The 24,016-nt window shown below is 67.1% G+C and carries 19 protein-coding genes and 1 pseudogene; 16 read left to right on the top strand and 4 right to left on the bottom strand.

Features of this window, described 5'->3' with window-relative positions; genetic code table 11:
• Positions 1–93: 93 nt before the first annotated feature.
• The 11 genes from folC (at position 94) to ACP4J3_RS14130 (ending at position 16,420) form a co-directional block, all read left to right on the top strand.
• On the top strand, positions 94–1,581 hold the full coding sequence (gene folC / locus ACP4J3_RS14180; protein WP_426534089.1) for a bifunctional tetrahydrofolate synthase/dihydrofolate synthase: 1,488 nt from the start codon (positions 94–96) through the stop codon (positions 1,579–1,581).
• An 8-nt stretch (positions 1,582–1,589) separates the two neighbouring features.
• Positions 1,590–1,955 (top strand): DUF4233 domain-containing protein, encoded by a 366-nt coding sequence (locus tag ACP4J3_RS14175; protein WP_426534087.1) that lies wholly within the window; start codon positions 1,590–1,592, stop codon positions 1,953–1,955.
• 65 nt (positions 1,956–2,020) lie between these two features.
• A complete protein-coding gene (gene ndk / locus ACP4J3_RS14170; RefSeq protein ID WP_426534085.1) occupies positions 2,021–2,434 on the top strand; it encodes a nucleoside-diphosphate kinase in 414 nt (137 codons plus the stop codon).
• Between the two features lie 246 nt (positions 2,435–2,680).
• Positions 2,681–3,700: a rod shape-determining protein gene (locus ACP4J3_RS14165; RefSeq protein WP_004001297.1), complete on the top strand. Its 1,020-nt coding sequence runs from the start codon at positions 2,681–2,683 to the stop codon at positions 3,698–3,700.
• Between the two features lie 157 nt (positions 3,701–3,857).
• Positions 3,858–4,901: a rod shape-determining protein MreC gene (gene mreC / locus ACP4J3_RS14160; RefSeq protein ID WP_426534083.1), complete on the top strand. Its 1,044-nt coding sequence runs from the start codon at positions 3,858–3,860 to the stop codon at positions 4,899–4,901.
• Between the two features lie 13 nt (positions 4,902–4,914).
• Positions 4,915–5,598, top strand: a complete 684-nt coding sequence (gene mreD / locus ACP4J3_RS14155; protein ID WP_426534081.1) for a rod shape-determining protein MreD — start codon at positions 4,915–4,917, stop codon at positions 5,596–5,598.
• 139 nt (positions 5,599–5,737) lie between these two features.
• Positions 5,738–7,999, top strand: a complete 2,262-nt coding sequence (mrdA, locus tag ACP4J3_RS14150) for a penicillin-binding protein 2 (protein ID WP_426534079.1) — start codon at positions 5,738–5,740, stop codon at positions 7,997–7,999.
• Positions 7,996–9,195 (top strand): rod shape-determining protein RodA, encoded by a 1,200-nt coding sequence (rodA, locus tag ACP4J3_RS14145; RefSeq protein ID WP_426534077.1) that lies wholly within the window; start codon positions 7,996–7,998, stop codon positions 9,193–9,195. The genes mrdA and rodA overlap by 4 nt, the downstream gene beginning before the upstream one ends.
• Before the next feature lie 104 nt (positions 9,196–9,299).
• Complete coding sequence (locus ACP4J3_RS14140) at positions 9,300–10,808, top strand: CHAD domain-containing protein (RefSeq protein WP_426534075.1); 1,509 nt, start codon at positions 9,300–9,302, stop codon at positions 10,806–10,808.
• 108 nt (positions 10,809–10,916) lie between these two features.
• Positions 10,917–12,890, top strand: a complete 1,974-nt coding sequence (locus tag ACP4J3_RS14135) for a TIGR03960 family B12-binding radical SAM protein (protein WP_426534073.1) — start codon at positions 10,917–10,919, stop codon at positions 12,888–12,890.
• 866 nt (positions 12,891–13,756) lie between these two features.
• Positions 13,757–16,420, top strand: coding sequence for an ATP-binding protein (locus ACP4J3_RS14130; RefSeq protein WP_426534072.1), 2,664 nt, complete (start codon positions 13,757–13,759; stop codon positions 16,418–16,420).
• A 48-nt stretch (positions 16,421–16,468) separates the two neighbouring features.
• On the opposite strand, the gene ACP4J3_RS14125 is transcribed toward ACP4J3_RS14130, so the two are convergent.
• From ACP4J3_RS14125 to ACP4J3_RS14115, 3 genes are all read right to left on the bottom strand, one after another.
• Complete coding sequence (locus tag ACP4J3_RS14125; RefSeq protein WP_426534070.1) at positions 16,469–17,116, bottom strand: hypothetical protein; 648 nt, start codon at positions 17,114–17,116, stop codon at positions 16,469–16,471.
• Entirely contained in the window at positions 17,109–17,336 is a 228-nt protein-coding gene (locus ACP4J3_RS14120) for a hypothetical protein (RefSeq protein ID WP_426534068.1), read from the bottom strand. The genes ACP4J3_RS14125 and ACP4J3_RS14120 overlap by 8 nt, the downstream gene beginning before the upstream one ends.
• Before the next feature lie 284 nt (positions 17,337–17,620).
• Positions 17,621–18,913, bottom strand: a complete 1,293-nt coding sequence (locus ACP4J3_RS14115) for a tetratricopeptide repeat protein (protein WP_426534066.1) — start codon at positions 18,911–18,913, stop codon at positions 17,621–17,623.
• 243 nt (positions 18,914–19,156) lie between these two features.
• On the opposite strand from ACP4J3_RS14115, the gene ACP4J3_RS14110 reads away from it, so the two are divergent.
• Both ACP4J3_RS14110 and ACP4J3_RS14105 read left to right on the top strand, forming a co-directional pair.
• Entirely contained in the window at positions 19,157–19,726 is a 570-nt protein-coding gene (locus ACP4J3_RS14110) for an ATP-binding protein (protein WP_426534064.1), read from the top strand.
• A 276-nt stretch (positions 19,727–20,002) separates the two neighbouring features.
• Positions 20,003–20,332: a hypothetical protein gene (locus ACP4J3_RS14105; RefSeq protein WP_426534062.1), complete on the top strand. Its 330-nt coding sequence runs from the start codon at positions 20,003–20,005 to the stop codon at positions 20,330–20,332.
• A 401-nt stretch (positions 20,333–20,733) separates the two neighbouring features.
• Here ACP4J3_RS14105 and ACP4J3_RS14100 read toward each other — a convergent pair whose 3' ends face one another.
• Positions 20,734–21,513, bottom strand: coding sequence for a GntR family transcriptional regulator (locus ACP4J3_RS14100; protein WP_426534060.1), 780 nt, complete (start codon positions 21,511–21,513; stop codon positions 20,734–20,736).
• A 164-nt stretch (positions 21,514–21,677) separates the two neighbouring features.
• On the opposite strand from ACP4J3_RS14100, the gene ACP4J3_RS14095 reads away from it, so the two are divergent.
• From ACP4J3_RS14095 to ACP4J3_RS14085, 3 genes and pseudogenes are all read left to right on the top strand, one after another.
• Positions 21,678–22,025, top strand: a complete 348-nt coding sequence (locus tag ACP4J3_RS14095) for a hypothetical protein (RefSeq protein WP_426534058.1) — start codon at positions 21,678–21,680, stop codon at positions 22,023–22,025.
• A pseudogene (locus tag ACP4J3_RS14090) lies at positions 22,025–23,324 on the top strand (FtsK/SpoIIIE domain-containing protein). Before ACP4J3_RS14095 ends, ACP4J3_RS14090 begins: the two are co-directional and overlap by 1 nt.
• Positions 23,321–23,518, top strand: coding sequence for a hypothetical protein (locus ACP4J3_RS14085; RefSeq protein WP_426534056.1), 198 nt, complete (start codon positions 23,321–23,323; stop codon positions 23,516–23,518). The pseudogene ACP4J3_RS14090 and the gene ACP4J3_RS14085 overlap by 4 nt, the downstream one beginning before the upstream one ends.
• Positions 23,519–24,016: the final 498 nt, after the last annotated feature.

The following is a 24,016-nucleotide window of genomic DNA, read 5'->3' as shown; positions in this document are numbered from 1 at the left end:
GCGCCCGCCGGACGGCATCAGCCATCCCACCCACTAGGCACTCCGCCCCCACTCCCTACGCACTCTGTCAGTCCCCCTCCGTAGACTGACCCCGTGAGTGAGAGCGACGACCCCTTCGACGAGATCATCGCGGCAGAAACCGACCGCGACCCCGACCTCGCCGTCATCGAGGCCGGCAGCCGCACCCTGCGCACGCAGGGCGGCCCGCCGCAGGCAGACGTGCCCACGCGCCCCGAGGACCCCGAGGTCGACAAGGCCCTGCGCGAAGTCGAGGCGGAACTCGCGACGAGGTGGGGCGAGACCAAGCTGGAGCCCTCGGTCAACCGCATCGCCGCGCTCATGGACGTGCTCGGCGACCCGCAGCGGTCGTACCCCTCGATCCACATCACCGGCACCAACGGCAAGACGTCGACCGCCCGCATGATCGAGGCCCTCCTCGGCGCCTTCGAGCTGCGCACCGGCCGCTACACCTCGCCGCATGTGCAGTCGATCACCGAGCGGATCAGCCTCGACGGCGCCCCGATCTCCGCCGAGCGGTTCATCGAGACGTACCAGGACATCAAGCCGTACATCGAGATGGTCGACTCCTCGCAGGAGTACCGCCTGTCCTTCTTCGAGGTGCTCACGGGCATGGCGTACGCGGCCTTCGCGGACGCGCCCGTCGACGTCGCCGTCGTGGAAGTGGGCATGGGCGGCTCCTGGGACGCCACCAACGTCATCGACGGTGACGTGGCCGTGGTGACGCCCATAGACCTCGACCACACCGACCGGCTGGGCTCCACTCCGGGCGAGATCGCCACCGAGAAGGCCGGCATCGTCAAGCAGGACGCCACCGTGATCATGGCCCAGCAGCCGGTGGACGCCGCGCAGGTGCTGCTGAAGAAGGCCGTGGAGGTCGACGCCACCGTCGCGCGCGAGGGCCTGGAGTTCGGGGTCGTCTCGCGTCAGGTCGCCGTCGGCGGGCAGCTCGTCACCCTGCGCGGGCTGGGCGGTGAGTACCCCGAGGTGTATCTGCCGCTGCACGGCGCGCACCAGGCGCACAACGCCGCCGTGGCCCTCGCCGCCGTGGAGGCGTTCTTCGGGGTCGGCGCCGCGCGGGCCGAGCCGCTGGACATCGACACGGTCCGCAAGGCGTTCGCGGCCGTGGCCTCGCCGGGGCGGATGGAGGTCGTACGGCGCTCTCCGACCGTCGTGCTGGACGCCGCCCACAACCCGGCCGGTGCGCGGGTCGTCGCCGAGGCGATCGGGGAGGCCTTCGACTTCAGCCGACTGATCGGCGTCGTGGGCGCGAGCGGCGACAAGAACGTGCGCGATCTCCTCGAGGCCTTCGAGCCGATCTTCGCCGAGGTCGTCGTCACGCAGAACTCCTCGCACCGCGCCATGGACGCCGACGAACTGGCCGCCATCGCCGTCGAGGTGTTCGGCGACGAGCGCGTACAGGTCGAGCCGCGGCTGCCGGACGCCCTGGAGGCCGCGATCACGCTGGCCGAGGAGGAGGGCGAGTTCGCGGGCGGCGGTGTGCTGGTCACCGGATCCGTCATCACGGTCGGCGAGGCCCGGCTGCTGCTGGGGAAGGGCTGAGTCCGACGATGCGTACGCTCTGTTCCTCGACCCTGATCGGCGAGTTCTTCGTCATCGGCTTCGCCGGTCTGGTCGCCATGAAGGACCCCGATCTGGCCATGTCGACGGTGTGGACGGTCAGCGGGATCGCGATGTTCCTGTGCGTGCTGCTGTGCGGTCTGGTGACCCGGCCCGGCGGTGTCGCGCTCGGCTGGGCCCTGCAGATCGCCCTCATCGCCTCCGGGTTCGTCGTCCCGACGATGTTCTTCCTGGGCGTGGTCTTCGCGGCGCTGTGGTGGGCCTCGGTGCACTACGGCCGGAAGGTCGACGAGGCGAAGGCGAGATTCGCTGCGCAGGCCGAGCAAGGGGACGCCTCCACACCTGACGCTGCGTAACAGGCGCCCGGACACGCCCTGTAACCTCATCCCACCGCACACCGGCAGTAAGAAGGAGCCCTCCCGTGACCCAGCGCACCCTCGTCCTGCTCAAGCCCGACGCTGTACGCCGTGGCCTGACCGGCGAGATCATCAGCCGTATCGAGCGCAAGGCCGGCTGGCAGATCACGGCGCTGGAGCTGCGCACGCTGGATCAGGAGACCCTGGAGCAGCACTACGGGGAGCACAAGGGCAAGCCCTTCTACGAGCCGCTGGTTCAGTTCATGGCCTCCGGTCCGGTCGTCGCGCTGATCGTCGAGGGCGAGCGGGTCATCGAGGGGCTGCGCGCGCTCGCCGGTCCGACCGACCCGATCGCCGCCGCGCCGGGCTCCATCCGCGGTGACTACGGTGTGATCGTCCGTGAGAACCTGATCCACGCCTCCGACTCCGAGGAGTCCGCCGAGCGCGAGGTGAAGATCTTCTTCCCGGGCCGTGCGTGACGCCCACGGCGGCACCCGAATGCAGTAGCAGGCATATGCGTGGCGATCGAGGGAACGAGAGCCCCCGATGGCCCGTCTCCACAAGCGGGGCGGCACGCCATCTGATGACAATGGCGAAGACCTTCCCGCAGTGTTCGTGCAGGCGCGTCTACGATGGAAGCCTTCACGTCACAGCACCCACTTCGCCGACCTGACAAGCCATCAAAAGCTCCCAGGAAGGCCAGACGAATCCTGATGGGGAACTCAATGTCGTTCATCGGCCGTGACATGGCTGTCGACCTCGGGACCGCCAACACGCTGGTGTACGTCAGGGGTCGCGGGATCGTACTCAACGAGCCGTCCGTGGTCGCTATCAACACCAACACCGGTGGCATTCTCGCGGTCGGTGCCGAGGCCAAGAAGATGATCGGGCGCACGCCCGGCAACATCGTTGCCGTGCGTCCGCTGAAGGACGGCGTGATCGCCGACTTCGAGATCACCGAGCGGATGCTCCGCTACTTCATCCTGAAGATCCACAAGCGGCGGTATCTGGCTCGTCCGCGGGTCGTCGTCTGTGTGCCCTCGGGCATCACCGGCGTCGAGCGCCGCGCCGTCATCGAGGCGTCGTCCCAGGCCGGCGCCCGTCAGGTGCACATCATCGAGGAGCCCATGGCCGCGGCCATCGGCTCCGGCCTGCCGGTCCACGAGGCCACGGGCAACATGGTGGTCGACATCGGCGGCGGCACCACGGAGGTCGCGGTCATCTCCCTCGGCGGCATCGTCACCGCCCAGTCCATCCGCGTCGCGGGCGACGAGCTGGACAACGCGATCATCCAGCACATCAAGAAGGAGTACTCCCTTCTGCTGGGTGAGCGGACGGCCGAGCAGATCAAGATCACGATCGGTTCGGCGTACGACCTCGACTCCGACGAGCACACCGAGATCCGCGGCCGGGATCTTGTCTCCGGGCTGCCCAAGACCGTCGTCATCTCCGCGGCCGAGGTGCGCAAGGCCATCGAGGAGCCGGTCAACGCGATCGTGGACGCCGTCAAGACGACCCTCGACAAGTGCCCGCCGGAGCTGTCCGGCGACATCATGGACAGAGGAATCGTTCTGACCGGCGGCGGCGCCCTGCTGCGCGGCCTCGACGAGCGCCTGCGCCGCGAGACCGGCATGCCGATCCACATCGCCGAGGACCCACTCGACAGCGTGGCGCTCGGCTCCGGCAAGTGCGTCGAGGAGTTCGAGGCGTTGCAGCAGGTGCTGGACGCCCAGCCGCGCAGATGACGCAGACCCGAGTAACTCTTCGGTTCCGCCGTACGGGATGATCTCCTCTCGTACGGCGGATCGTTGATATGGAGGCATAAGCTCGCCCGTGAGCCTCCGTACACCTGAACACCAAAACCTCTGCACATTCCTATGAGGAAAGGCACGGCCGCCGCACGTGAGGGACACACGAGAGAGCCGGCTGCTCCTGGTGCTGCTGATCGCCATCGCGTTCGCGCTGATCACGGTGGACATCCGCGGCGGTGAGGACTCCCCGGTCGACGGTGCCCGCCAGGCCGCTGCCACGGTCTTCGGCCCGATCGAGGACGGCGTGTCGGCCGCGGTGAACCCGGTCGGCAACGCGGTCGCCGCGATCCGTGACTCCGGCGAGCGCCACGACCGGCTCGCCCGGCTGGAGCAGGAGAACGCCGCCCTCAAGGCGAAGCTGGGCAGCGAGGACCGCGATCGCAGCCGGCTGCGGCAGCTCGACAAGATGCTGAAGGTCGCGGGCAAGGGCCAGTACGGCATCAAGGGCGCCGAGGTCATCGCCATAGGAGCGGCCCAGGGCTTCTCCTGGACCATCACCATCGACGTCGGCGCGAACGACGGCATCCGGCGCGACATGACCGTCCTCAACGGCGACGGGCTGGTCGGCCGGGTCACCACCGTCGGCCCCAACACCGCGACCGTGCTGCTGGCCAACGACCCCGACTTCACCGTCGGCACGCGCATGGAGTCCACCGACGAACTCGGCTTCGCCTCCGGCCAGGGCGACCGCCCGCTGCGCGTGGAACTCCTCAACGGCAAGGCCGAGGTGAAGAAGGGCGACCGGCTCGTCACCTTCGGCTCGCAGGCCGACAAGCCCTTCGTGCCCGGCGTCCCGGTCGGCGTCGTCTCCCGCGTCGACCCGTCCGGCGGCGACCTGACCCGCACCCTCTACGTCACGCCGTACGTCGGCTTCTCCAAGCTCGACATCGTCGGTGTCGTCGTGCAGGCCCCCACGAAGGACCCGCGCGACACGGTGCTCCCCGAAAAGGCCCGGCCCAAGCCCACGCCGACCGTGACGGTCACGGTCACGCCGGGCGCCGACGGTGAGGTCCAGCCCGAGGAGGACGGTCAGAACCAGCCACAGGCCGACGGTCGCCTCGAGCCCCGGGTCGACGGCGAGGACCAGCCGGCGCTCGACGGCCAGAACCAGTACGAGTACCAGCAAGAGCAGTAGGAGCTGAAGCCCCATGCGCGTCAACCGAATCCTGCTCTCCTCCTCCCTGGTCGTCGTCGCCCTGGTCCTTCAGGCGAGCGTCCTGGCCCGGCTGCACCTCCCGGGCGCCGTCCCCGATCTGCTGCTGCTCACTGTCCTGGGCCTGGCCATGGTGTACGGCCATGTCGGCGGCGCCCTCGTCGGCTTCGGCGCCGGACTGCTCGCCGATCTGGCCCCGCCCGCGGACCACGCCGCCGGCCGCTATGCGCTGGTGCTGTGCGTCATCGGTTATCTCGCCGGGCTCATCAAGCCGGACAACGGCCGGCTGAAGTCGGCCACCGGGCCGATGGTCGTCGTGGCCGTCGCCGCGATCGGCGCGACGCTGCTGTACGCGGGTGTCGGCGCCCTCGTCGGAGACACCGCCGCGCGGCATGTCGGGCTCGGCAGCCTGCTGTTCACGGCCGCCCTGTACGACCTGCTGCTCGCGCCGTTCGTCGTCCCCGGGATCATGGCGCTGGCCCGGCGCGCGGAGAACGACCCGCTCGCCGACACCGGCTCCCAGGCGAAGAAGGCCGACATCTCCTCCGGCTGGCTCTCCGGCGGCACCGGGCTGCGCATCGGCGGCCAGCGCGCCGGACTGAAGAACGGTCTGAAGGTGAAGGCGGTGCGGGCGCGCACGGCGCGCGCCGGGCGCATCAAGGGGGTCAAGCGGCTGTGAGGGCAGGGGAGTTCACCCGGACGGGTGAGGCCGGCAGGAACCGGGCCATGCGGGCCGGACGTTCACCAGTCGAACGCACACAGTCGTATCCGCACAGGTACTCGCACTGGTACTCGCACTGAGAGGGGGAGGCAGCGCAGTGACCAACATCCCCGAGACCGGCCGGACGCCACGCGTCCAGATCCGGCTCGTCGTCATCCAGATCCTCGTCCTCTCCCTGCTGGGCACCCTCGGCGGACGCCTGTGGTACCTCCAGATCCGCGAGGGCGACGCCTACGCCAAGGAGGCGTCCGGCAACCACGTCCAGCAGGTCGTCCAGCCCGCCGTGCGCGGCTCGATCCTGGACGCGCGCGGAGTGCCGCTCGCCGACAACGAGACACGGCTTGTGGTCTCGGCCTCCCGCACCGACCTGCTGAAGATGAAGGACGACGGCAAGGCCGTCCTGACCAAGCTGGCCGGCGTGCTGGGCATGAAGCCCGCGGACGTCATGGAGAAGGTCCGGCTGTGCGACGCCGAAACCCCGCAGCCGTGCTGGAACGGCTCGCCGTACCAGCCGATCCCCATCACCGACGAGGCCACCGCCAAGCAGGCCCTGCAGATCCGTGAGCGCGCCGAGGACTTCCCCGGCATCACCGCCGAGCCCCAGGCCGTGCGCCGCTACCCGGGCCCCGGCAAGTCCAACACCGCGCAGGTCCTCGGCTACCTCTCCCCGGTCACCGACGAGGAGATCAAGCAGTCCGAGGACACCGATTCGCCCTACCTGCGATCGGACATGGTCGGCCGCTCCGGCCTGGAGCGCCAGTACGACAAGGAGCTGCGCGGCAACGCGGGCGTCACCCGCTACGAGGTCGACAACCTCGGCCGCGTCATCGGCCAGGCCAAGGCCGATGAGGCGCAGCCCGGCTCCAACCTCGTCACCAGCATCGACGCCCGTGTGCAGCGGGTCGCCGAGTACGAGCTGAACGAGGCGATGAAGCAGGCCCGCAAGGAGTGGGACCGCAACACCAACAAGCCGTACAAGGCAGACTCCGGCGCTGTCGTCGTGATGGAGGCCAAGACCGGCCGCATCGTCGCCATGGCGTCCAACCCGACCTACGACCCCAACGCCTGGGTCGGCGGCATCTCCGGCAAGGACTACAAGGCGCTGACGGGCAAGGACTCCAACTACCCGCTGCTCAACCGGGCGATCCAGGGCCAGTCGGCACCCGGCTCGATCTTCAAGGTCATCCCGACGGCCGCCGCGGTCAACGCCGGGTACTCCTTCGACGGCCCCTACGAATGCTCCAGCTCGTACTCGATCGGCGGGCAGGTCTTCAAGAACTTCGAGTCGCAGAGCTACGGCGGGATCAGCCTCGGCCGAGCGCTGGAGGTCTCCTGCGACACCGTCTTCTACCGGCTCTCGCACCAGGAATGGAAGCGCGACGGCGGCAACAAGCCGAAGAAGAACCCCAACGACTGGTTCTACAAGACCGCCCACCAGTTCGGCCTCGGCGCGGAGACCGGCATCGACCTGCCCAACGAGGTCACCGGCCGCGTCCCCGACCGCCAGTGGAAGCAGGACTACTGGGAGGCCAACAAGGACGCCTGGTGCAAGTACGGCAAGAAGAACGGCAGTTACGCCGAGAAGATCGCCTACGAGAACTGCCTCGAAGGCAACCGCATGCGCGCCGGTGACTCCGTCAACTACTCCATCGGACAGGGCGACACCCTGGTCACCCCCATCCAGATGGCCACCATCTACGGGGCTATCTCCAACGGCGGCACCCTCTACGACCCCACCGTCGGCAAGGCCGTGGTCAGCGCCGACGGCAAGACCGTCCAGGAGATCGAGCCCAAGTCGCACGGCAAGCTGCCCATAAGCCGCAAGACGCTGGCCGAGATGGACGACGCCCTCGCCGGTGTCGCCACCCGCGGTACCGCCGCGTGGCGGTTCGCGCAGGTCGGCTGGCCGCAGGACAAGATCCCGATGCACGCCAAGACCGGTACCGCGGAGGTCTACGGCAAGCAGACGACCTCGTGGTTCGCGACGTACACCAAGGACTACTCGATCGTGATGACGATCTCCCAGGGTGGTACGGGTTCCGGCGCCTCGGGTCCGGCGGTGCGCAATATCTACGACGCGCTGTACGGCGTCTCCGACGACGGCACGATCAACAAGAAGAACGCACTGCTGCCGACGCCGCAGAAGAACCTGCCGAAGGTCCGCACCGACGGCACCATGACCTCGCCGAAGGTCTCCAAGGACCCGGCCAAGGACCAGCGGGCCAGCCAGGAGGGCGAGAAGGCGCCGGACGAGCAGCGGCTCGCCGGGACGGTGGCGCCGCCGACGGCCGAGAACCGGGACACCCGGCGCAGGCGACGCGGGGGCCGTAAGCGGAAAAGCCGGAGGATGCTCACATGACCGGCGCCAACAGTTTCCAGGTCTCCGGGTACGGGCCGGAACGGGCGGGGTGGACCCGCCTGTTCGCCCGCGACTCGCTCGCCCGCCGGCTCGACTGGCCGATACTGCTGTCGGCGTTGGTCCTGTCGCTGCTCGGCACGCTCCTCGTCTTCTCGGCGACCCGCAACCGCACCGAGCTCAACCAGGGCGACCAGTACTACTTCCTGATCCGGCACGTCCTGAACACCGGTATCGGGCTGGCGCTGATGGTCGGGACCGTGTGGCTGGGGCATCGCACGCTGCGTGGCGCGGTGCCGATTCTGTACGGCGTCTCGGTCTTCCTGATCCTGCTGGTGCTCACCCCGCTCGGCTCGACCATCAACGGCGCCCACTCCTGGATCAAGCTCCCCGGCGGATTCTCGCTGCAGCCCTCGGAGTTCGTGAAGGTCACGATCATCCTGGGCATGGCGATGCTGCTGGCGGCGAGAGTGGACGCGGGCGACAAGCAGTACCCCGACCACCGCACCGTGATGCAGGCGCTGGGGCTGGCCACGGTGCCGATGCTGATCGTGCTGCTGATGCCCGACCTCGGCTCGGTCATGGTCATGGTGGTGATCGTGCTGGGCGTGCTGCTCGCGTCCGGCTCCTCCAACCGCTGGGTCTTCGGGCTGATCGGGACGGGGACGATCGGCGCGATCGCGGTCTGGCAACTGGGCGTCCTGGACGACTACCAGATCGCCCGTTTCGCGGCCTTCGCCAACCCCGAGCTCGACCCGGCGGGCGTCGGCTACAACACCAACCAGGCCCGTATCGCGATCGGTTCCGGCGGGCTCACGGGCGCGGGGCTGTTCCATGGCTCGCAGACCACCGGGCAGTTCGTGCCGGAGCAGCAGACCGACTTCGTCTTCACGGTGGCGGGGGAGGAGTTGGGCTTCGTCGGCGGCGGGCTGATCATCCTCCTCCTGGGCGTGATCCTGTGGCGGGCCTGCCGTATCGCACGCGAGACGACGGAGCTGTACGGGACGATCGTGGCGGCGGGGATCGTGGCGTGGTTCGCCTTCCAGTCGTTCGAGAACATCGGGATGACGCTGGGGATCATGCCGGTGACGGGTCTGCCGTTGCCGTTCGTGTCGTACGGCGGATCGTCGATGTTCGCGGTGTGGGTGGCGGTGGGGTTGCTCCAGTCGATCCGGGTGCAGCGTCCGATGTCGGCCTGAGGCCGGGTTCCATGGGTCGTTTCCGCGCCGTCATCGTCCGTTTCCTCGGGGTTCATGGCTGGTAAGCCCTGTCGTCCGGTCGGGACTCCCACTAGATTCGGTTCATGGCGGACACGAAGCGCGAAATCGAGCGTAAGTATGAATCCGATGACAGTGGCCTGCCCGATCTGACCGGCGTCGCCGGTGTCGCGGCCGTTGTCGACAAGGGTGTAGCGCAGTTGGACGCCACCTACTACGACACCCCGGACGAGCGCCTGGCCGCGTCGTCGATCACGCTGCGCCGCAGAACGGGTGGCGCGGACGCGGGCTGGCATCTGAAGTTCCCCGTCGCGCAAGGCGTGCGGGACGAGATCCAGGCCCCGCTGTCCGACGAGCTGCCCCGGACGCTCGCGGGGCTGGTCCGTTCCCGGGTCCGGGAGACCGAGCTGGTGCCCGTGGTCCGGCTGCGCTCCGACCGCGATGTGCGCCACCTCGTGGACGCCGAGGGCCGGTTGCTGGCCGAGGTCGGCGTGGACGCCGTGCGGGCCGAGCGGCTGGGCGGGGGCGGCGGCACCGTCCAGTGGACCGAGATCGAGGTGGAGTTGGCCGACGGCAACGATCCGGTGTTCCTGGACAAGGTCGAGAAGCGGTTGCGGAAGGCGGGCGTACGGCCCTCGTCGTCGGCGTCGAAGCTGCAAAGGGCGCTGGAGGAGACGGCGCCGAAGAAGAAGCGGGGCAAGAAGGCCCGGGCGGCCAAGGCGCCGGCCACCGCCGGTGACCATGTGCTCGCCTACCTCCGTGCCCAGCGGGACGCCATCGTCGAGCTCGACCCGGCGGTGCGGCGGGACGTGTACGACTCCGTGCACCGGATGCGGGTCGCGACCCGTCGGATGCGCAGTGCTTTCAGGTCGTATGGCAAGGTCCTCGACCGGGCGGTGACCGACCCGATCGGCGAGGAGCTGAAGTGGCTGGCCGGGGAACTGGGCGTGGACCGCGACCAGGAGGTGCTGACCGAGCGCCTGACGGCGGCCATCGGCGAGCTGCCGCGGACCCTGCTCTCCGGGCCCGTGCGCACCCGGCTGCGCACCTGGTCCAACGCCAGGCGGGGCGGTTCGCGCCGGCGGCTGATGAACGTGCTGGACGGCAAAAGGTATCTGCAGCTCCTCGACACCCTCGACGCGCTGGTGGCCGAGCCGCCCCTGCTGAAGGCGGCCGCCGGACCGCCGGAGAAGGTGATCGGCAAGGTCGTACGGACGGACTTCGCGAAGCTGTCCGGGCTGGTCGAGCAAGCCCTCGAACTCGAGCCCGGCGCCGACCGCGACCTGGCACTGCACGAGGCGCGCAAGAAGGCCAAGCGCACCCGCTACGCGGCGGAATCGGCGGTACCGGCGCTGGGGGACCGGGCCGGGAAGCTGGTGAAGTCGATGAAGTCCCTGCAGAACCTGCTCGGCGACCACCAGGACAGCGTGATGACCCGGGAGGCCCTGCGGGAACTGGCGCGGCAGGCGCATGCGGCGGGGGAGAGCTCGTTCACGTACGGGCTGCTGTACGGCAGGGAGGAGCAGCGAGCGGCGGCCGACGAGGCGGCGCTGCCCCAGGCGTGGGCGGAGATGAAAGCCGGGTCGGCCGTCTGAGGTCACCGGCACCCAAGTGGTAGTGCGGGCGTACGGAGGACCCTCGCGGTCGCGTTAGGCTGGATGGTCACCCCTGTCAGTTCAGTCCAGCTCACGAAGGTTCGCGAGATGCCTGCCGAAGCCGCTGCGGCCGCCGAGTCCGTGTTCCCGCAGCTCGAAGCTCTGCTCCCGCATGTGCAGAAGCCGATCCAGTACGTCGGCGGAGAACTCAATTCCACGGTCAAGCCGTGGGAGTCCTGTGATGTCCGCTGGGCGCTCATGTACCCGGACGCGTACGAGGTCGGGCTGCCCAACCAGGGCGTCATGATCCTCTACGAGGTGCTGAACGAGCAGGAGGGCGTCCTCGCCGAGCGCACGTACAGCGTGTGGCCGGACCTGGAGGCGCTGATGCGGGAGCACGGCGTCCCGCAGTTCACCGTGGACAGCCACCGCCCGGTGAAGGCCTTCGACGTGCTGGGGCTCAGCTTCTCCACGGAGCTCGGCTACACGAACATGCTCACGGCCCTGGACCTGGCGGGCATCCCCCTGGAGTCCAAGGACCGGACCATCGACGACCCGATCGTCCTGGCCGGCGGCCACGCGGCCTTCAACCCCGAGCCGATCGCGGACTTCATCGACGCGGCGATCATCGGCGACGGCGAGCAGGCCGTGCTCGACATGACGAAGATCATCCGCGAGTGGAAGGCCGAGGGCTGCCCCGGCGGCCGCGAAGAGGTCCTGTTCCGCCTGGCGAAGACCGGCGCGGTCTACATCCCGGCGTTCTACGACGTCGAGTACCTCTCCGACGGCCGTATCGCCCGTGTCGTACCGAACAAGAGCGGTGTCCCGTGGCGCGTGTCCAAGCACACGGTCATGGACCTGGACGAGTGGCCGTACCCCAAGCAGCCCCTGGTCCCCCTCGCCGAGACGGTCCACGAGCGCATGTCGGTCGAGATCTTCCGCGGCTGCACCCGAGGCTGCCGCTTCTGCCAGGCAGGCATGATCACGCGCCCCGTCCGGGAGCGCTCGATCACCGGCATCGGCGAGATGGTCGACAAGGGCCTGAAGGCGACGGGCTTCGAGGAGGTCGGCCTGCTGTCCCTGTCGTCCGCGGACCACTCGGAGATCGGCGACATCGCGAAGGGCCTGGCCGACCGCTACGAAGAGGACAAGATCGGCCTGTCCCTCCCCTCCACCCGCGTGGACGCCTTCAACGTCGACCTGGCGAACGAGCTGACGCGCAACGGCCGCCGCTCCGGCCTGACCTTCGCCCCCGAGGGCGGCAGCGAGCGCATGCGCAAGGTCATCAACAAGATGGTGTCGGAGGAAGACCTCATCCGCACGGTCGCCACCGCCTACGGCAACGGCTGGCGCCAGGTGAAGCTGTACTTCATGTGCGGCCTGCCGACGGAGACCGACGAGGACGTGCTCCAGATCGCCGACATGGCGATGAACGTGATCGCCAAGGGCCGCGAGGTGTCGAGGTCCAACGACATCCGCTGCACCGTCTCGATCGGCGGCTTCGTCCCCAAGCCCCACACCCCCTTCCAGTGGGCCCCGCAGCTCTCCGCCGAGGAGACGGACGCCCGCCTGGAGAAGCTCCGCGACAAGATCCGCGGCGACAAGAAGTACGGCCGCTCGATCGGCTTCCGCTACCACGACGGCAAGCCCGGCATCGTCGAGGGCCTCCTCTCACGGGGCGACCGCCGTATCGGCGCGGTCATCCGCGCGGTCTACGACGACGGCGGCCGCTTCGACGGCTGGCGCGAGCACTTCTCCTACGACCGCTGGATGAGCTGCGCGGACAAGGCGCTGGAGCCGTTCGGCGTGGACGTCGACTGGTACACGACGCGCGAGCGCACATACGAGGAGGTCCTCCCCTGGGACCACCTGGACTCGGGCCTGGACAAGGACTGGCTCTGGGAGGACTGGCAGGACGCCCTCGACGAGACCGAGGTCGAGGACTGCCGGTGGACGCCGTGCTTCGACTGCGGGGTGTGTCCGCAGATGGATACGGCTATACAAATCGGGCCGACCGGTAAGAAGCTGCTGCCTCTTACGGTCAAGAACGCTGCGCCAGCGCCGAGCGAGCACTCGCACTGAGGTGAGCGAGGCACTCGAAAGGGTGGTCGAGGCTCTGGCGGGAGTGAATGAGGAGGAGGTAGCTACGGTCATGGCTGCGCTGAGTACTTCTCGTCCTCGCCCGGCGGGGCCAGCGACCTCCTCCCCGACGCCTCTGCCTAGCCCTGGGAGTGCCTCGCAGGTTGTCTCCGAGGTCGAGTGGGTCTGAGTCGCCTAGTGGCCCTCTCCTTGCTGGGAGAGGGCGCATTGGCGCCTTGAGGATGTCCTGGTTGGTCGGCAACGACACGATGAGTGCCCCGGGATGGACCGAGCGGGACCGGCGAGCGAGGAGCTCGTGCGGGATACGGCTCGCTCCGGCTCGATTCGAGGGTGGGAGGCTTTGCCCGATGAAGATCGGCCAAAGCCTCCCAGAGCGGTCCGGTGGTAGCGCGGCTGAGGGGGTAGACCATCGAGCCTGCCCCCTCGCCAGCCTGATGTGAGATCACCCTTCGTCGTGATCCCAAAGACGAAGAGTCAACGTGCAGGTCGGCGGCCGAGCAGGACCTTGAGGGTCTCGCGAGCGTCGCGGCGCCGCTCTGAGGAGGGGGCGAGGACAGAGGTGACAGCTGTGGTGGCGACCGTAGCTGCGTAGAGGAGGGTGGCGGCGCCAGCGAGGATGGCCCCGTCGTGGAACACCTGAGGCAGGACGGACATGGAGAACAGACCTCCGGAACGGGCCCGGTGGGTTGTCTCCTGCCGGGCGCTGGAGGCACAGGTGTCCATCTTCCGGAGGGTTTCCGGCGATCTGCTGCCTCGGCATCGCGTGGTAAGTACGCTGGTCAGCACGGCAAGAACAGGATTTCCGGGCATGAGATGTTCCGGATGGCCCGGACGGGCGGTGCTTCTTCGTGAGCGGGGCTGCGGAGCGGTTCTGGGGCGAACTGCGCAGACTGTATGACGTGGCGGGAGCGCCTCCGCTCAGCCGGCTGGTCAAGCTCGGCAAGGATCAGCAGCCACCACTTCGTCTCGGCGTCGCGACCATCGACGACTGGCTGACCGCCAAGGCTGTGCCCGGCCACAGGTCCGAGCGCTACTTCAAGGTGCTGATTGCTTTCCTTCAAGCCCGGGTGCCGCAAGAGAGCGCATATCAAAAGCGCTCAGAGGGGGTGTGGCTGCAGATGCTTGCCGCAGCCCGAGGAGAGCGATCGGCTAAGCGAGGTGGTCGACCTAGGTCAGCGCAGGGCTTGGCAGAGGCCTCCATGCCAGTTCGTGGGCCAGTGACCCTACCTCCTGACCCAGTGGGTTTTACCGGTCGCAGCGGGCTGCTGGAGGAACTACTTGATCACCTCGATCCAAGTATCCAGAGCTCTCCAACTGCGCCGGTTGCCTCGGCCATCGTGGGTATGGGGGGCGCAGGCAAGACTGCCCTAGCGGTACACGCCTCACACCGGGCCCGTGAACGTGGTTGGTTTACAGGCGGCATCCTCTTCGCTGATCTGCGCGGTTACGGCCACAGTGGCCCGCAACAGGCAGGCACTACCGCTGAACAATTTCTGCGTGCACTGGGATTGGCGGACACAGCCATACCGCCAACCTTCGAGGCGAAAATGGATTCATGGCGCGCTCTCCTAGATCGCCTGGCCGAGAGTGGTAACCCTCTGCTGGCAGTATTGGACAATGCTGCGACCGCTGTGCAGGTTTCGCCATTGTTGCCTGGCCCACCCCATCGCGTGATCGTCACGTCCCGTCACACTCTTTCGGCTTTGCCCGCTCACCGTGTAGAGGTCACAGCACTTTCCCTACATGAGGCCGTTGAACTTCTCCAGAGAGCTCTACGAGCGACCCGCCCGGGTGACAACCGGGTATCGGATCACCCTGCGGATGCCAAGCGTCTTGCCAAGCTATGCGGACGGTTGCCGTTGGCCTTGCATATCATCGCGGCGCTACTTCGGGACGAGCCAGATCGACCTCTGGTCGACCAGATCGCCGATCTTAGCGATGCCCGAACTCGTTTGGAAATTCTTCAGTACGACGACGTTGACGAACAGGGCCGTCCGCTCTCAGTACGTGCTGCCTTTGACTTGTCGTACAGCCAACTGGTTAGCGATGACAGTGAACGAGCTCGTGCTTTTCGCTTGCTAGCTCTAGCTCCTGGTTCGGACATCTCTACGGAGACTGCTGCGATCCTGCTTGACCGCCCTATCGCCACCACACGGAGACTCCTCGCGGGGCTCACACGCGCTCACCTATTGGAAAAGCAGCAGAGTGAGCGCTGGGCTATGCACGATCTGATTCGTCTTTACGCCGATGAGCTTAGTCGGGAACAAGCGAATACTGATCAACGTCAGACGGCTATTGAACGTCTCCTCGACTATCTCCTGACTAGCACTCGCGCAGCTAATTCATTCCTCCAATTCGTACATAACGCGGGTGATTCGCAACGCTTTGCCGATCGCCACGCTGCATTGTCTTGGCTCGATGATGAGTATGAATGTCTGGTCGCAGCTGTGCGCTTTGCCGAAGATGAAAACCTCCTCACAGTAGCCGCGCTCCTTTCTTTGGCGCTGAGTCCTTTCTTGAACTGGCGTCGCCACATCGAGGATTGGCTGGAAATTGCACAGGTGGCCGTGCGCGCTACTGGAGCGACTAGAAATCGTCATGGCCAAGCAACTGCTCTGAATAATCTGGGGCTGGTTTTACGTCAAGTGCGGCGATTCGATGAAGCGATCGAAGCTCATCGGGAGTCGGTTTCGATTTTTCAGAGTGTGGGTGACCGTCAGCGCGAGGGCGGAGTACTTCACAGCTTGGGCCTGGACCTGCAAGAAGCGCGACGCTTTGAGGAGGCCGCCGAAACCTACCAGCAGTCAGTAGAGATTCTTCGGGAAACTGGAGATCGGCTTGGCGAACAGAAAGCCTTGGACGCTAGTGGAGTTTCTCTGCAGGGAGTTCGGCGTTTCAATGAGGCGGCAGAGCTTCACCGGCAAGCTGCATCGGTATTCCAGGAACTTGGTGACTGGCAGTGTGAGGCTGGCGCTCTGACGAATTTAGGAGTGGCGCTGATGGAGTTGTCATGTTTTGAGGAGTCACTCGATGCGCACATCCGAGCTGCGGAAATTTATGAAGATCTAGACGATCGCTATCGCAGAGCCGCAGCGCTGGATAATCAGGGAACGGCACTTCAGGGACTACAGGAGTTCAGTAAAGCTCTAAATCTTCACCAACGAGCATCGGAGGTATTTGGGGAATTCGGTGACCAGCATCGGCGGGCTGGGTCCCTGGATAACCAAGGTACAGCACTGTACCGACTAAGACGTTTCCGCGAAGCGCTCCGTGTCCATCAGGAATCTGCACAAATTTTTGAGCGATTTCGTGACACGCATCGCAGAGCCAGGGCGATCGGAAACGGTGGCGGTGCACTCCTAAGGCTGCGCCGGTTTGATGAATCCATCGACGCCTTTCGTCAAGCTGCTGAGCTATACCGGCAAGATGGTGATCTGCACGGAGAGGGTCGCTCGCTGGAAAACATGACAATTGCTCATAATGAACGATGGCGTGCCCAGCGCGTAAATTGAGCGGATGTCCTTCGGAATAAGAGGGATGCGACCCATCTTGGGTTTTTGTCATGCGGCATCTGCGGAAGTGAATCCCGGCTGGTGAGCTACTTCGTAGAACATTCTTTCCGCCTCTGCCAGAACAGGCTCCCAGACCTCGATTGATTTGGCGGTGGCGACCCCGAATCCCTGAGCTAGCAAACGGAGCACCTGTTCAAGAGAGGTCCTGCCGGTGGGAAAGTGAACTCGCTCAAGGGGCCATTCGGAGCTGCCTAGGTCATCAGGCTGGCGCAGCAGGGCATGAATGTTGAGATGCGCTGCCGGGTGCTGGCCCTCTGCCTCGTAGGCGTAGTCATATCGGAAGACTTCAGATCGGTCGCCGTCTGTCCACTGGTATTGGATCTTGGATTCAGTCACTGCCAAGCGATCGTTCGCTGTGAGCGACAGCAGGTAGCCGACCCTCAGCCAGTGGCCGTCTCGAAGCTTTACCATCCCGGCGTCGGAAGCGATCTGTGACTTGTGCGCCCCTTCCATAACCCATGGTCCGGTACCCGTTTGGTTAGGCCTCAGGACCAGGTGTTGCCCCTGCGCCATGACCGTGATCGCCAGCAGCTTCTGGGCAAGATCGCGGAATGCCTTGGCAGACTGCCTGCCGCCCTGGTGAACCTTGGCGGTCAGCGCGCGCACTTCAGCGCGGCCGCTCTCGACTTCACTCATCGGATCGCACACTCAGCAACGGGTCGTCGGCTGGGAGTAGATGGAGCAGGATCAGGACGTCGGTGAGGGCTCCTCTGTCCTCCAACTTTCCCGAACGGTCTTGCTTGAGAACCTCTTCCAGGCTCATGCCGCAGCGGCTTTTGGCAGCCCAAGCGAGGCGCTCGACGATCTCTTCGCGTGTGATGGGAATAATGTTGGGATCATCCTCAACGGTCGACATCTGCTCTCCCACGTCCAAACGAGCGGCTACATCTCGGCTATCTGCCCGCTCCTCCAGTGTGCACCCAGATTTCTTGTTCGCAGCTGTCGAAGATCCTGGCCTCCCGCAGGGCCAATAGCTCACACAGCGTGTTCCGTTCGATCACGGAAAGCTTCAAATTGTTGCCCTACGAGGCCGCAGGATTTACCTGCCACTGCCCGACTGAGCTTCGTGCCCTGGAAAATGAGTCGCACTACCCGCACGGACCGCGTTGGCACGGGAGCGTAGGGCATTACTTGGTCTGTTCAGAAGGGAAGCTCGGGACGGGCGGCGCCTCGCTTGATCGCCGTGACCTGCTCGTGGAAGTCACGTGTTGCCGCTTCTCGGGGGTACCGCGCGCGCAGTTCCTTGTCCAACTCGTCGGCAACTAAAAGCAGGGACGGCAGAGACTTGCGGTCGGCCTCCAGGGCCGTGGTGCCCATGCCGATGGCTTCTTCGATCTCGCCCGTGCGGGCGGCGGCGACCCCGAGCGTGAGCCGGGCCTCTGCTGCGCGCATGGGGGAGATCTCGGTTCCGTCGGGGCCGGTGCTGATGTTGATTACTGACCGGGCGTGGGTGGCGGCGCGTTCGTCGTCGCCGAGGAGACGGTAGGCGTCCATCTCGTAGAAGTCCCACTTGTCGGGGTCGATGATGAAGTGGTGTTCGGGGTGGTCGGGCTTGGGGAGGCGGTCCAGGCGGGCTCGGCCGGCGTCCAGGGAGTCGCGGACCAGGCGGCCGTCCCCCATGCGGGCTGCGGCGCGGGCCTTGTGGGCGTAGAGCTGGACGCCGACGGAGTGGGTCTGGTCGGCCATGTGCCCGGCCTCGACGGCGGCGAGCATGTCTTGCCAGCGGCATTGGGTGAGGGCGAACCAGGCCTCGATCTCCCATGCCCATGCCTTGATCTCGCCGTGCCCGGCTTCCTCGCCGATGCGGAGTGCGGCGGCTTTGCTGAGGTTGGCGGCTTCGCGCTGCCCTCGGTCGTACTGGACGCACGCGTTGAGTAGGAAGAGCCATCCGGCGTCCACGAGTAGTTCGCGGTGCTGGCGTAGGGTCATCCGGCCTTCGAGCTGCTTGGTGACGTATTGCAGGCCGTTGCGGGTGCGGTCGTGGAGATAGTCGGCGTCGGCGTACGGGTAGGCGCGCGCCAGTTGGTCGATGCCCTGCTCGATCGACTCCAGGGCGGCGCTGTTGATGCTGGACATCTCCGTGCGCCGGAGCATCTCGGCGACGTCCCAGAGTCCGGCCCCGCCCTGAGCGATCAGGGTGCTCGGGTCGTCGGGTGCGGATATCGCGGCCGGTCGGTTCTGCTCCCATGGGCGTGGCGCGAGTCCCGCGAGGTGACCGGGAATCCGTAGGCCGTCCACCACTTCGAGGATCTTGGAGTACTGGGTGATCCGGGGTCGTACGCCCTTGCCGTCGGTTTCCGGGCGGGCCATCTTTCCGATGTGCTCACGCTTGTAGTTGACCGCTTCGGCGATCTTGGCGTAGCTGATGTGGCCGTGGATCTTGGCGAGTCTGAAGACCTCGCCGAAGTCGTGGCTGGCGATTGCGGATCGCACGTCTGCTCGTTCCAGCACGTGCGGCGGTAGAGCTGCCGGTGTGGGTGCAGCTTCGGCCATCTCACTTCCCCATTGTGATTGACCTGCGTGTTTTGTTCTCGTCCGTGCCTTGTGCCTCTCGCGAGTGTACCCACGAGGGGGGTCCCCAAGAGGGGGGAGCGACAGGCGGGACATGGCGTGCACTCTCGGGTCACCCTGCCGGGAGGGGCTCGGCAGGCATGACCAGAGATGGTGATCCGTGTCATGAACGCGAGAGAAACGCGACGGCATGAACGGGTGATGGGTGACTTAGACGCGTTCACTCACTGGTTCGCGGCGCCGGATCCGTCGGCGGGCGCGCGCTACGCGGCCTTGACGCTCTTCGCGGAGCTCCCGGACTCCGCGCACGTCGCGCGTGACGTGACGGCTCAGCTCCTCCAGGACTCCGGTGCGGCGGAGATCGTCGACGACGCCAAGTTGGCTGTGTCTGAGTTGGTGGGCAACGTGGTGAACCACGCGGTGCCGGAACCCTCCCTGAGCCGTCCTGGCGGCAGTCGGCGCATCCACGTGACGTTCAAGATCTGGCCGAAGTGGGTCTTCATCGGCGTGACGGACGAGGATTCGACTCCTCCGGTGCTTCCACTTGGTGACAGCTTCTCGCCGGGCCTGATGGGTGAGTTGGCGGAGGCTGTCGTGCCTGACAGCGGCCGTGGGCTGTTCATCGTCCAGCGGCTGGCGGCGGCGGTGTGGTGCACGCCGGAAGATCACGGTGGCAAGACCGTGTGGTGCCGCTTCGACCTCGACAGCAGTGCTGGAGGCGGCCCACCGTCATGATCTCCGGGCTGTCGCCTCCTCGTTGCTCTCTCGGGAGCGGGCGGCAGTTCGGGGCTGGAGGTTGATTCCTCTGGTGATCGGGGCGTGGCTCCCCGGGACTTCCCGTCGGGCTCCCCACCCGGCCCCTTGGGGGCCACGCTTCACAACCCCATACCGAGACCGGACCACCCCCGCGCCTGGCAGCAACCGGGGTGGTCCGGGAGGGGACACAGCGATCCCCGGTGCCTGATGGTACCGGGGTCGCTGTGCTGTGCATTCGCCCTGGGCCAAAGAGAGTTGACGATCTGTTACCTCGATGGGAGCGGCAAGGTGACTGGCGTGGGTGCGGAGTGGCACGGCGACGGGCTGGACGTCACAGGCGCGGAATCCGGCCTGTGGGTGAGCGGCGTCGATTATGTGGCTGGCTGGCGTGAGGCTCGGGAGGCTGCTGATCACGTGAACCTGGCCTTCCTCGGAGCGGAGTTCGAGCCGTCCGAGTTACGGGCCGTGGCTGCGACGGCCGACGACGGGCGGGGGCTTGTTCGCTTGGTCGGCACGCCCGGCGCGGTGATGCGGCTCGCTGGGCTCCTGGAGGAGCGCGCGCAGTGCGGCGGTGGTGCAGCGTGAGCGGCTTCGCTGGTGAGCGGTGCGCGCGGGCACGTCGCCGGCCGGAGGGACTTTGGGCGGGAGCTGCCATGGGGCGAGGGAACAGGGGGCCCTACGCTGGCCCGGCGAATCGGGCAGGCCCTGGTGCTGCCTGCGTATGTGCCCGATGGGCCCCCTGGTCTTCGAGGCTCGCCCCATGGTGGCTGCCTAAAGTCCCGGAGGCCGTCGACCCCCAGCCCCGCGGGCCCCTGCTCCCGGCGGCCGGTCGACGCTTCGACTCCTCGGGTGTGCTGCGGGCGCCGGGCGACCGGACGGGACCGGCGTCCACGCCGCACGCCCGGCCGGGGCGGCCGGGCGACCCGGCGCGCCGCAGGCGCGCCCTTGAGGAAGTGAAGACTGTTTCGACCGATGCCCGCTCGGGGTCAGGTGCGGGTGCGCCGTGCGGGCTGCTTGTCGGCGGTGATCCGGTAGGCGAGTTCGGCACGGTCGGCGCCGATGCGGAGCTCTTCGAGAACCAGCGGGCGGCCGTCGGCGCCGTGCGCGACGCGGGACACGTGCAGGACCGGGGTCGCGTCCGGCAGGCGGAGCGTGGTGCGCTCGTCCGGCAGCGGCATGTGCGCGCGAACCGTCTCCGTCCAGGACAGCTTGTGCCCGGCCTCCGTGAGCAGTCCGTAGAGAGCCGTCGGGTGCTCGCATGGCTGCTCGGCAAGACCGGGGACGGCCTCGGCCACCTCGAAGGGGATCAGCGTGCGGTGCATGGCGCGCGTGCCGGTGCCAGGGTCGATGAGCAGGCGATCACAGCCGAACAGTGCCTCCTCCTCGCCGAGTTGGAGGCTTCGGCCGGTGTCCTTGGTGGTGTGCGTGCGGTAGGTGGTCGGCTCCTCGACCTCCTGCCAGACGTCGGCGCCCGGCATGACGAATGCGCCCCCGGTGGTACGGCTGATGCGGCGCTCGATCGTCAGGTATGGCCGTCCGCTGGAGCGTACGAAGCTGCCCTTGCCGTGGCGGACGTCGATCAGGCCTTCCGCGCGCAGTGCCGCGACGGCGTTGCGGACGGTGGGGCGGGAGACGCCGTAGCGGGTCATGAGCTGCGCTTCGGATGGCAACAGGGCGTCGGGCGCGAACTCGCCGGTGAGGATGGCCTCGCGGATGGCGGCGGCCACCTGCTGGTAGAGGGCTCCAGGGCGCTGGATCTCTGACATCTCGGCATCTCCGGGTGAGGTCGTAGGCACGTCGCACGCGCGACATCACTCGTCAGCATAAGTAGTTGCACTCTCGTCGTACAGGACTTCATAGTCATAACTCGTAAGGACAAGTGACGTCGGCATATGAGTCGGCGTCCTAACTGGCCAAGGAGGCCAACGAAATGCAGTCCATTCCTGTGGACACGGCGCGGCTCGGCGTACTGCGGTGCGCCATCGCGCCCGAAGCAAAGATCAGCAACCACGAGACGCAGGAGGTGAAGAAAGACCGCGACGGCAACCCCGTCTATACCGTGGCCGTCACCGTGCGGCAGGACGGACGGCGGATCTCCGTGATCGAGATCGCCGTGAGCGGTGAACCCAAGGGCATCCAAGAGGGCCAGATCGTCAAGGTCACCGGCCTGACCGCGTTCGCCTGGTCGATGGGCGACCGGCACGGGCTCAGCTTCCGCGCGGACGCGATCACGCCCGTGCATGGAACGCCCTTACAGAGCAAGGGCGGTGAGGCGTGATGGGTCCGATCCTCCTCGCGCTCGTCCTCGCCGCTCTGGCCTGGCTGCTCGTCGTCGGTGACCTCGTGCGCCGGCACCGTCCTGCCTGGCACTGGTACCTCGTCGGCTACCCCGCCGCCGCGTGCCGGGTGGTGTTCACCTGGCGCAAGGTGGCCATCCTCAACGACCTTGCCGTCTCCCGGCGTCCGCCGCGCGGGCTGCTCGGGGACCTGATGGTCAAGGGTGATCCGCTACGGCCGGTGGCTCCCCGGATCTCCTTTCCGCGCGCCACGCGGATGGGGCTGACCGTGACCGCGCGCCTGCATGCGGGACAGACTCCGGCAGCGTATATGCAGGCGGCCGACGCGCTGGTGCACGCGTGGAAGGTCCACGCCGTGCGCATCACCTCCCCGGAACGCGGGCTGGTGCTGCTGACCGCGACCGCCACCGACCCGTTAGAGCGACCTGGCTTAGCCACGGCCCCGGCGGAACTCCTCTCGGCGCTCATCGGCGTCCTGGAGTCGGGCGGCGCCTGGGTCATGAACCTGCGCCTGGTGCCGCACTGGCTCATCGCCGGGGCCACCCGCTCGGGTAAGTCCACACTCCTCGCCCGGCTGATTACACAGCTCGCGACACAGCCGGTCGCCCTGGTCGGCATCGATTGCAAGGGCGGCATGGAACTGGGCCTGTTCGCCGGTCGGTTGAGCGCGCTGGCCACATGCAGGCGTGAGGCGGTTGGCGTGCTGTCCGCGTTGGTCGTCGACATACAGGACCGGATGAGTACGTGCCGGTCGGCCGGGGTGCGCTCGATCTGGGAGCTGCCCGAGGATCTCCGGCCTGTGCCGGTCGTCGTGATCGTCGACGAGATCGCGGAACTGTCTGTCCGACGGTACGAGGGAGGGCAAGGCGGAGGCGGAGCAGTGCTCCACGCTCCTGCTCCGCCTCACGCAGCTCGGGGCCGCGCTGGGGCTGCACCTGGTGGTGGCCGGACAGCGGGTCGGCTCCGACCTCGGCCCCGGCGTCACCGCACTACGCGCCCAGCTCGGCGGCCGGATCTGCCACCGCGTCAACGACCCTGGCACCGCCGAAATGACCCTCGGCGACCTCAACAAGGACGCAGTCGCCGTCGCCCAGTCGATCACCGCACCCGAACGCGGCGTGGCGGTGTGCACCGGCCCGGACGGTGGCTGGAGCCGTGCCCGCTCCCACCTCACCCCCACGGAGGAAGCGGTGTCGACGGCACGGAAGTACGGCGCGATGGCACCCGACCTGCCCGCCATTGACCGCGCCCTCGCGGTGCTGGAAGGAGGCGCCAAGTGATCAGCACCGGCAGCGCGGTCTCACTGGTCGTGATCTTCGGGATCATCACCGCCCTCCTCGTCCGCTCCCACAGCGTCCGTGCCTGGGAAGCGATCTGCATCGCCCTGTTCGGCATGTACCTGGGCCAGACCCCGGCCAGCCTCACGGTCGACGGCTTCGTGACCTGGTTCCTCACCGGCTTCAGCAACTTCTGACCAGGAAGGGACACCACTCATGCCTATGCCTCGCGTGAGGTGCCCGCACTGCAAGGGAGACGGCGCCCGCAGGACCTGGACTGGACGGCGGCGGCGCTGCCGCGTCTGCCGGGGCACCGGAACCATCCGCTGATACCCCGCCGCACGACACCTGAACAGCAAGGGAGCCACCCCATGAGCGACCTCGCGCCACCACCCATTGACCGTGCCGCTGCGGCGGCCCACCCCGGAAGGTCACCACCATCACCCCGGAGTTCTCCCCGGCTGACAGGCGCGCCGCTCTCGACCGCGCGGCGCGCCTGCGTCAGCTCTCCGAAGCAGATCGCGACGCCATCCGGCTCGCCCAAGACCCACAGTTCTCGCGCTGGCTGGAGCAGATCACCGCCACCGGCGGCTGCTCCCACCCCATCCACCTCTCCGGCGAGCAATGCTCAGGACCTGTGGATCGGGCTCGGGTTGGGACGCGAAGGGCGTACCTTCCCGAGTGATCGGTTGAAG

The organism is Streptomyces sp. UG1 (assembly GCF_049974585.1).
GTDB lineage: Bacteria > Actinomycetota > Actinomycetes > Streptomycetales > Streptomycetaceae > Streptomyces.
This window is presented reverse-complemented; position numbering and strand designations above follow the sequence as displayed.

Bases quoted from the DNA above. Each gene is read 5' to 3' on its own strand.
- ACP4J3_RS14175 (WP_426534087.1), top strand. From the start codon at position 1,590: ATGCGTACGCTCTGTTCCTCGACCCTGATCGGCGAGTTCTTCGTCATC.
- ACP4J3_RS14165 (WP_004001297.1), top strand. From the start codon at position 2,681: ATGTCGTTCATCGGCCGTGACATGGCTGTCGACCTCGGGACCGCCAAC.
- mreD (WP_426534081.1), top strand. From the start codon at position 4,915: ATGCGCGTCAACCGAATCCTGCTCTCCTCCTCCCTGGTCGTCGTCGCC.
- rodA (WP_426534077.1), top strand. From the start codon at position 7,996: ATGACCGGCGCCAACAGTTTCCAGGTCTCCGGGTACGGGCCGGAACGG.
- ACP4J3_RS14140 (WP_426534075.1), top strand. From the start codon at position 9,300: ATGGCGGACACGAAGCGCGAAATCGAGCGTAAGTATGAATCCGATGAC.
- ACP4J3_RS14135 (WP_426534073.1), top strand. From the start codon at position 10,917: ATGCCTGCCGAAGCCGCTGCGGCCGCCGAGTCCGTGTTCCCGCAGCTC.
- ACP4J3_RS14125 (WP_426534070.1), bottom strand. From the start codon at position 17,116: ATGAGTGAAGTCGAGAGCGGCCGCGCTGAAGTGCGCGCGCTGACCGCC.
- ACP4J3_RS14120 (WP_426534068.1), bottom strand. From the start codon at position 17,336: ATGTCGACCGTTGAGGATGATCCCAACATTATTCCCATCACACGCGAA.
- ACP4J3_RS14110 (WP_426534064.1), top strand. From the start codon at position 19,157: ATGAACGCGAGAGAAACGCGACGGCATGAACGGGTGATGGGTGACTTA.
- ACP4J3_RS14100 (WP_426534060.1), bottom strand. From the start codon at position 21,513: ATGTCAGAGATCCAGCGCCCTGGAGCCCTCTACCAGCAGGTGGCCGCC.
- ACP4J3_RS14095 (WP_426534058.1), top strand. From the start codon at position 21,678: ATGCAGTCCATTCCTGTGGACACGGCGCGGCTCGGCGTACTGCGGTGC.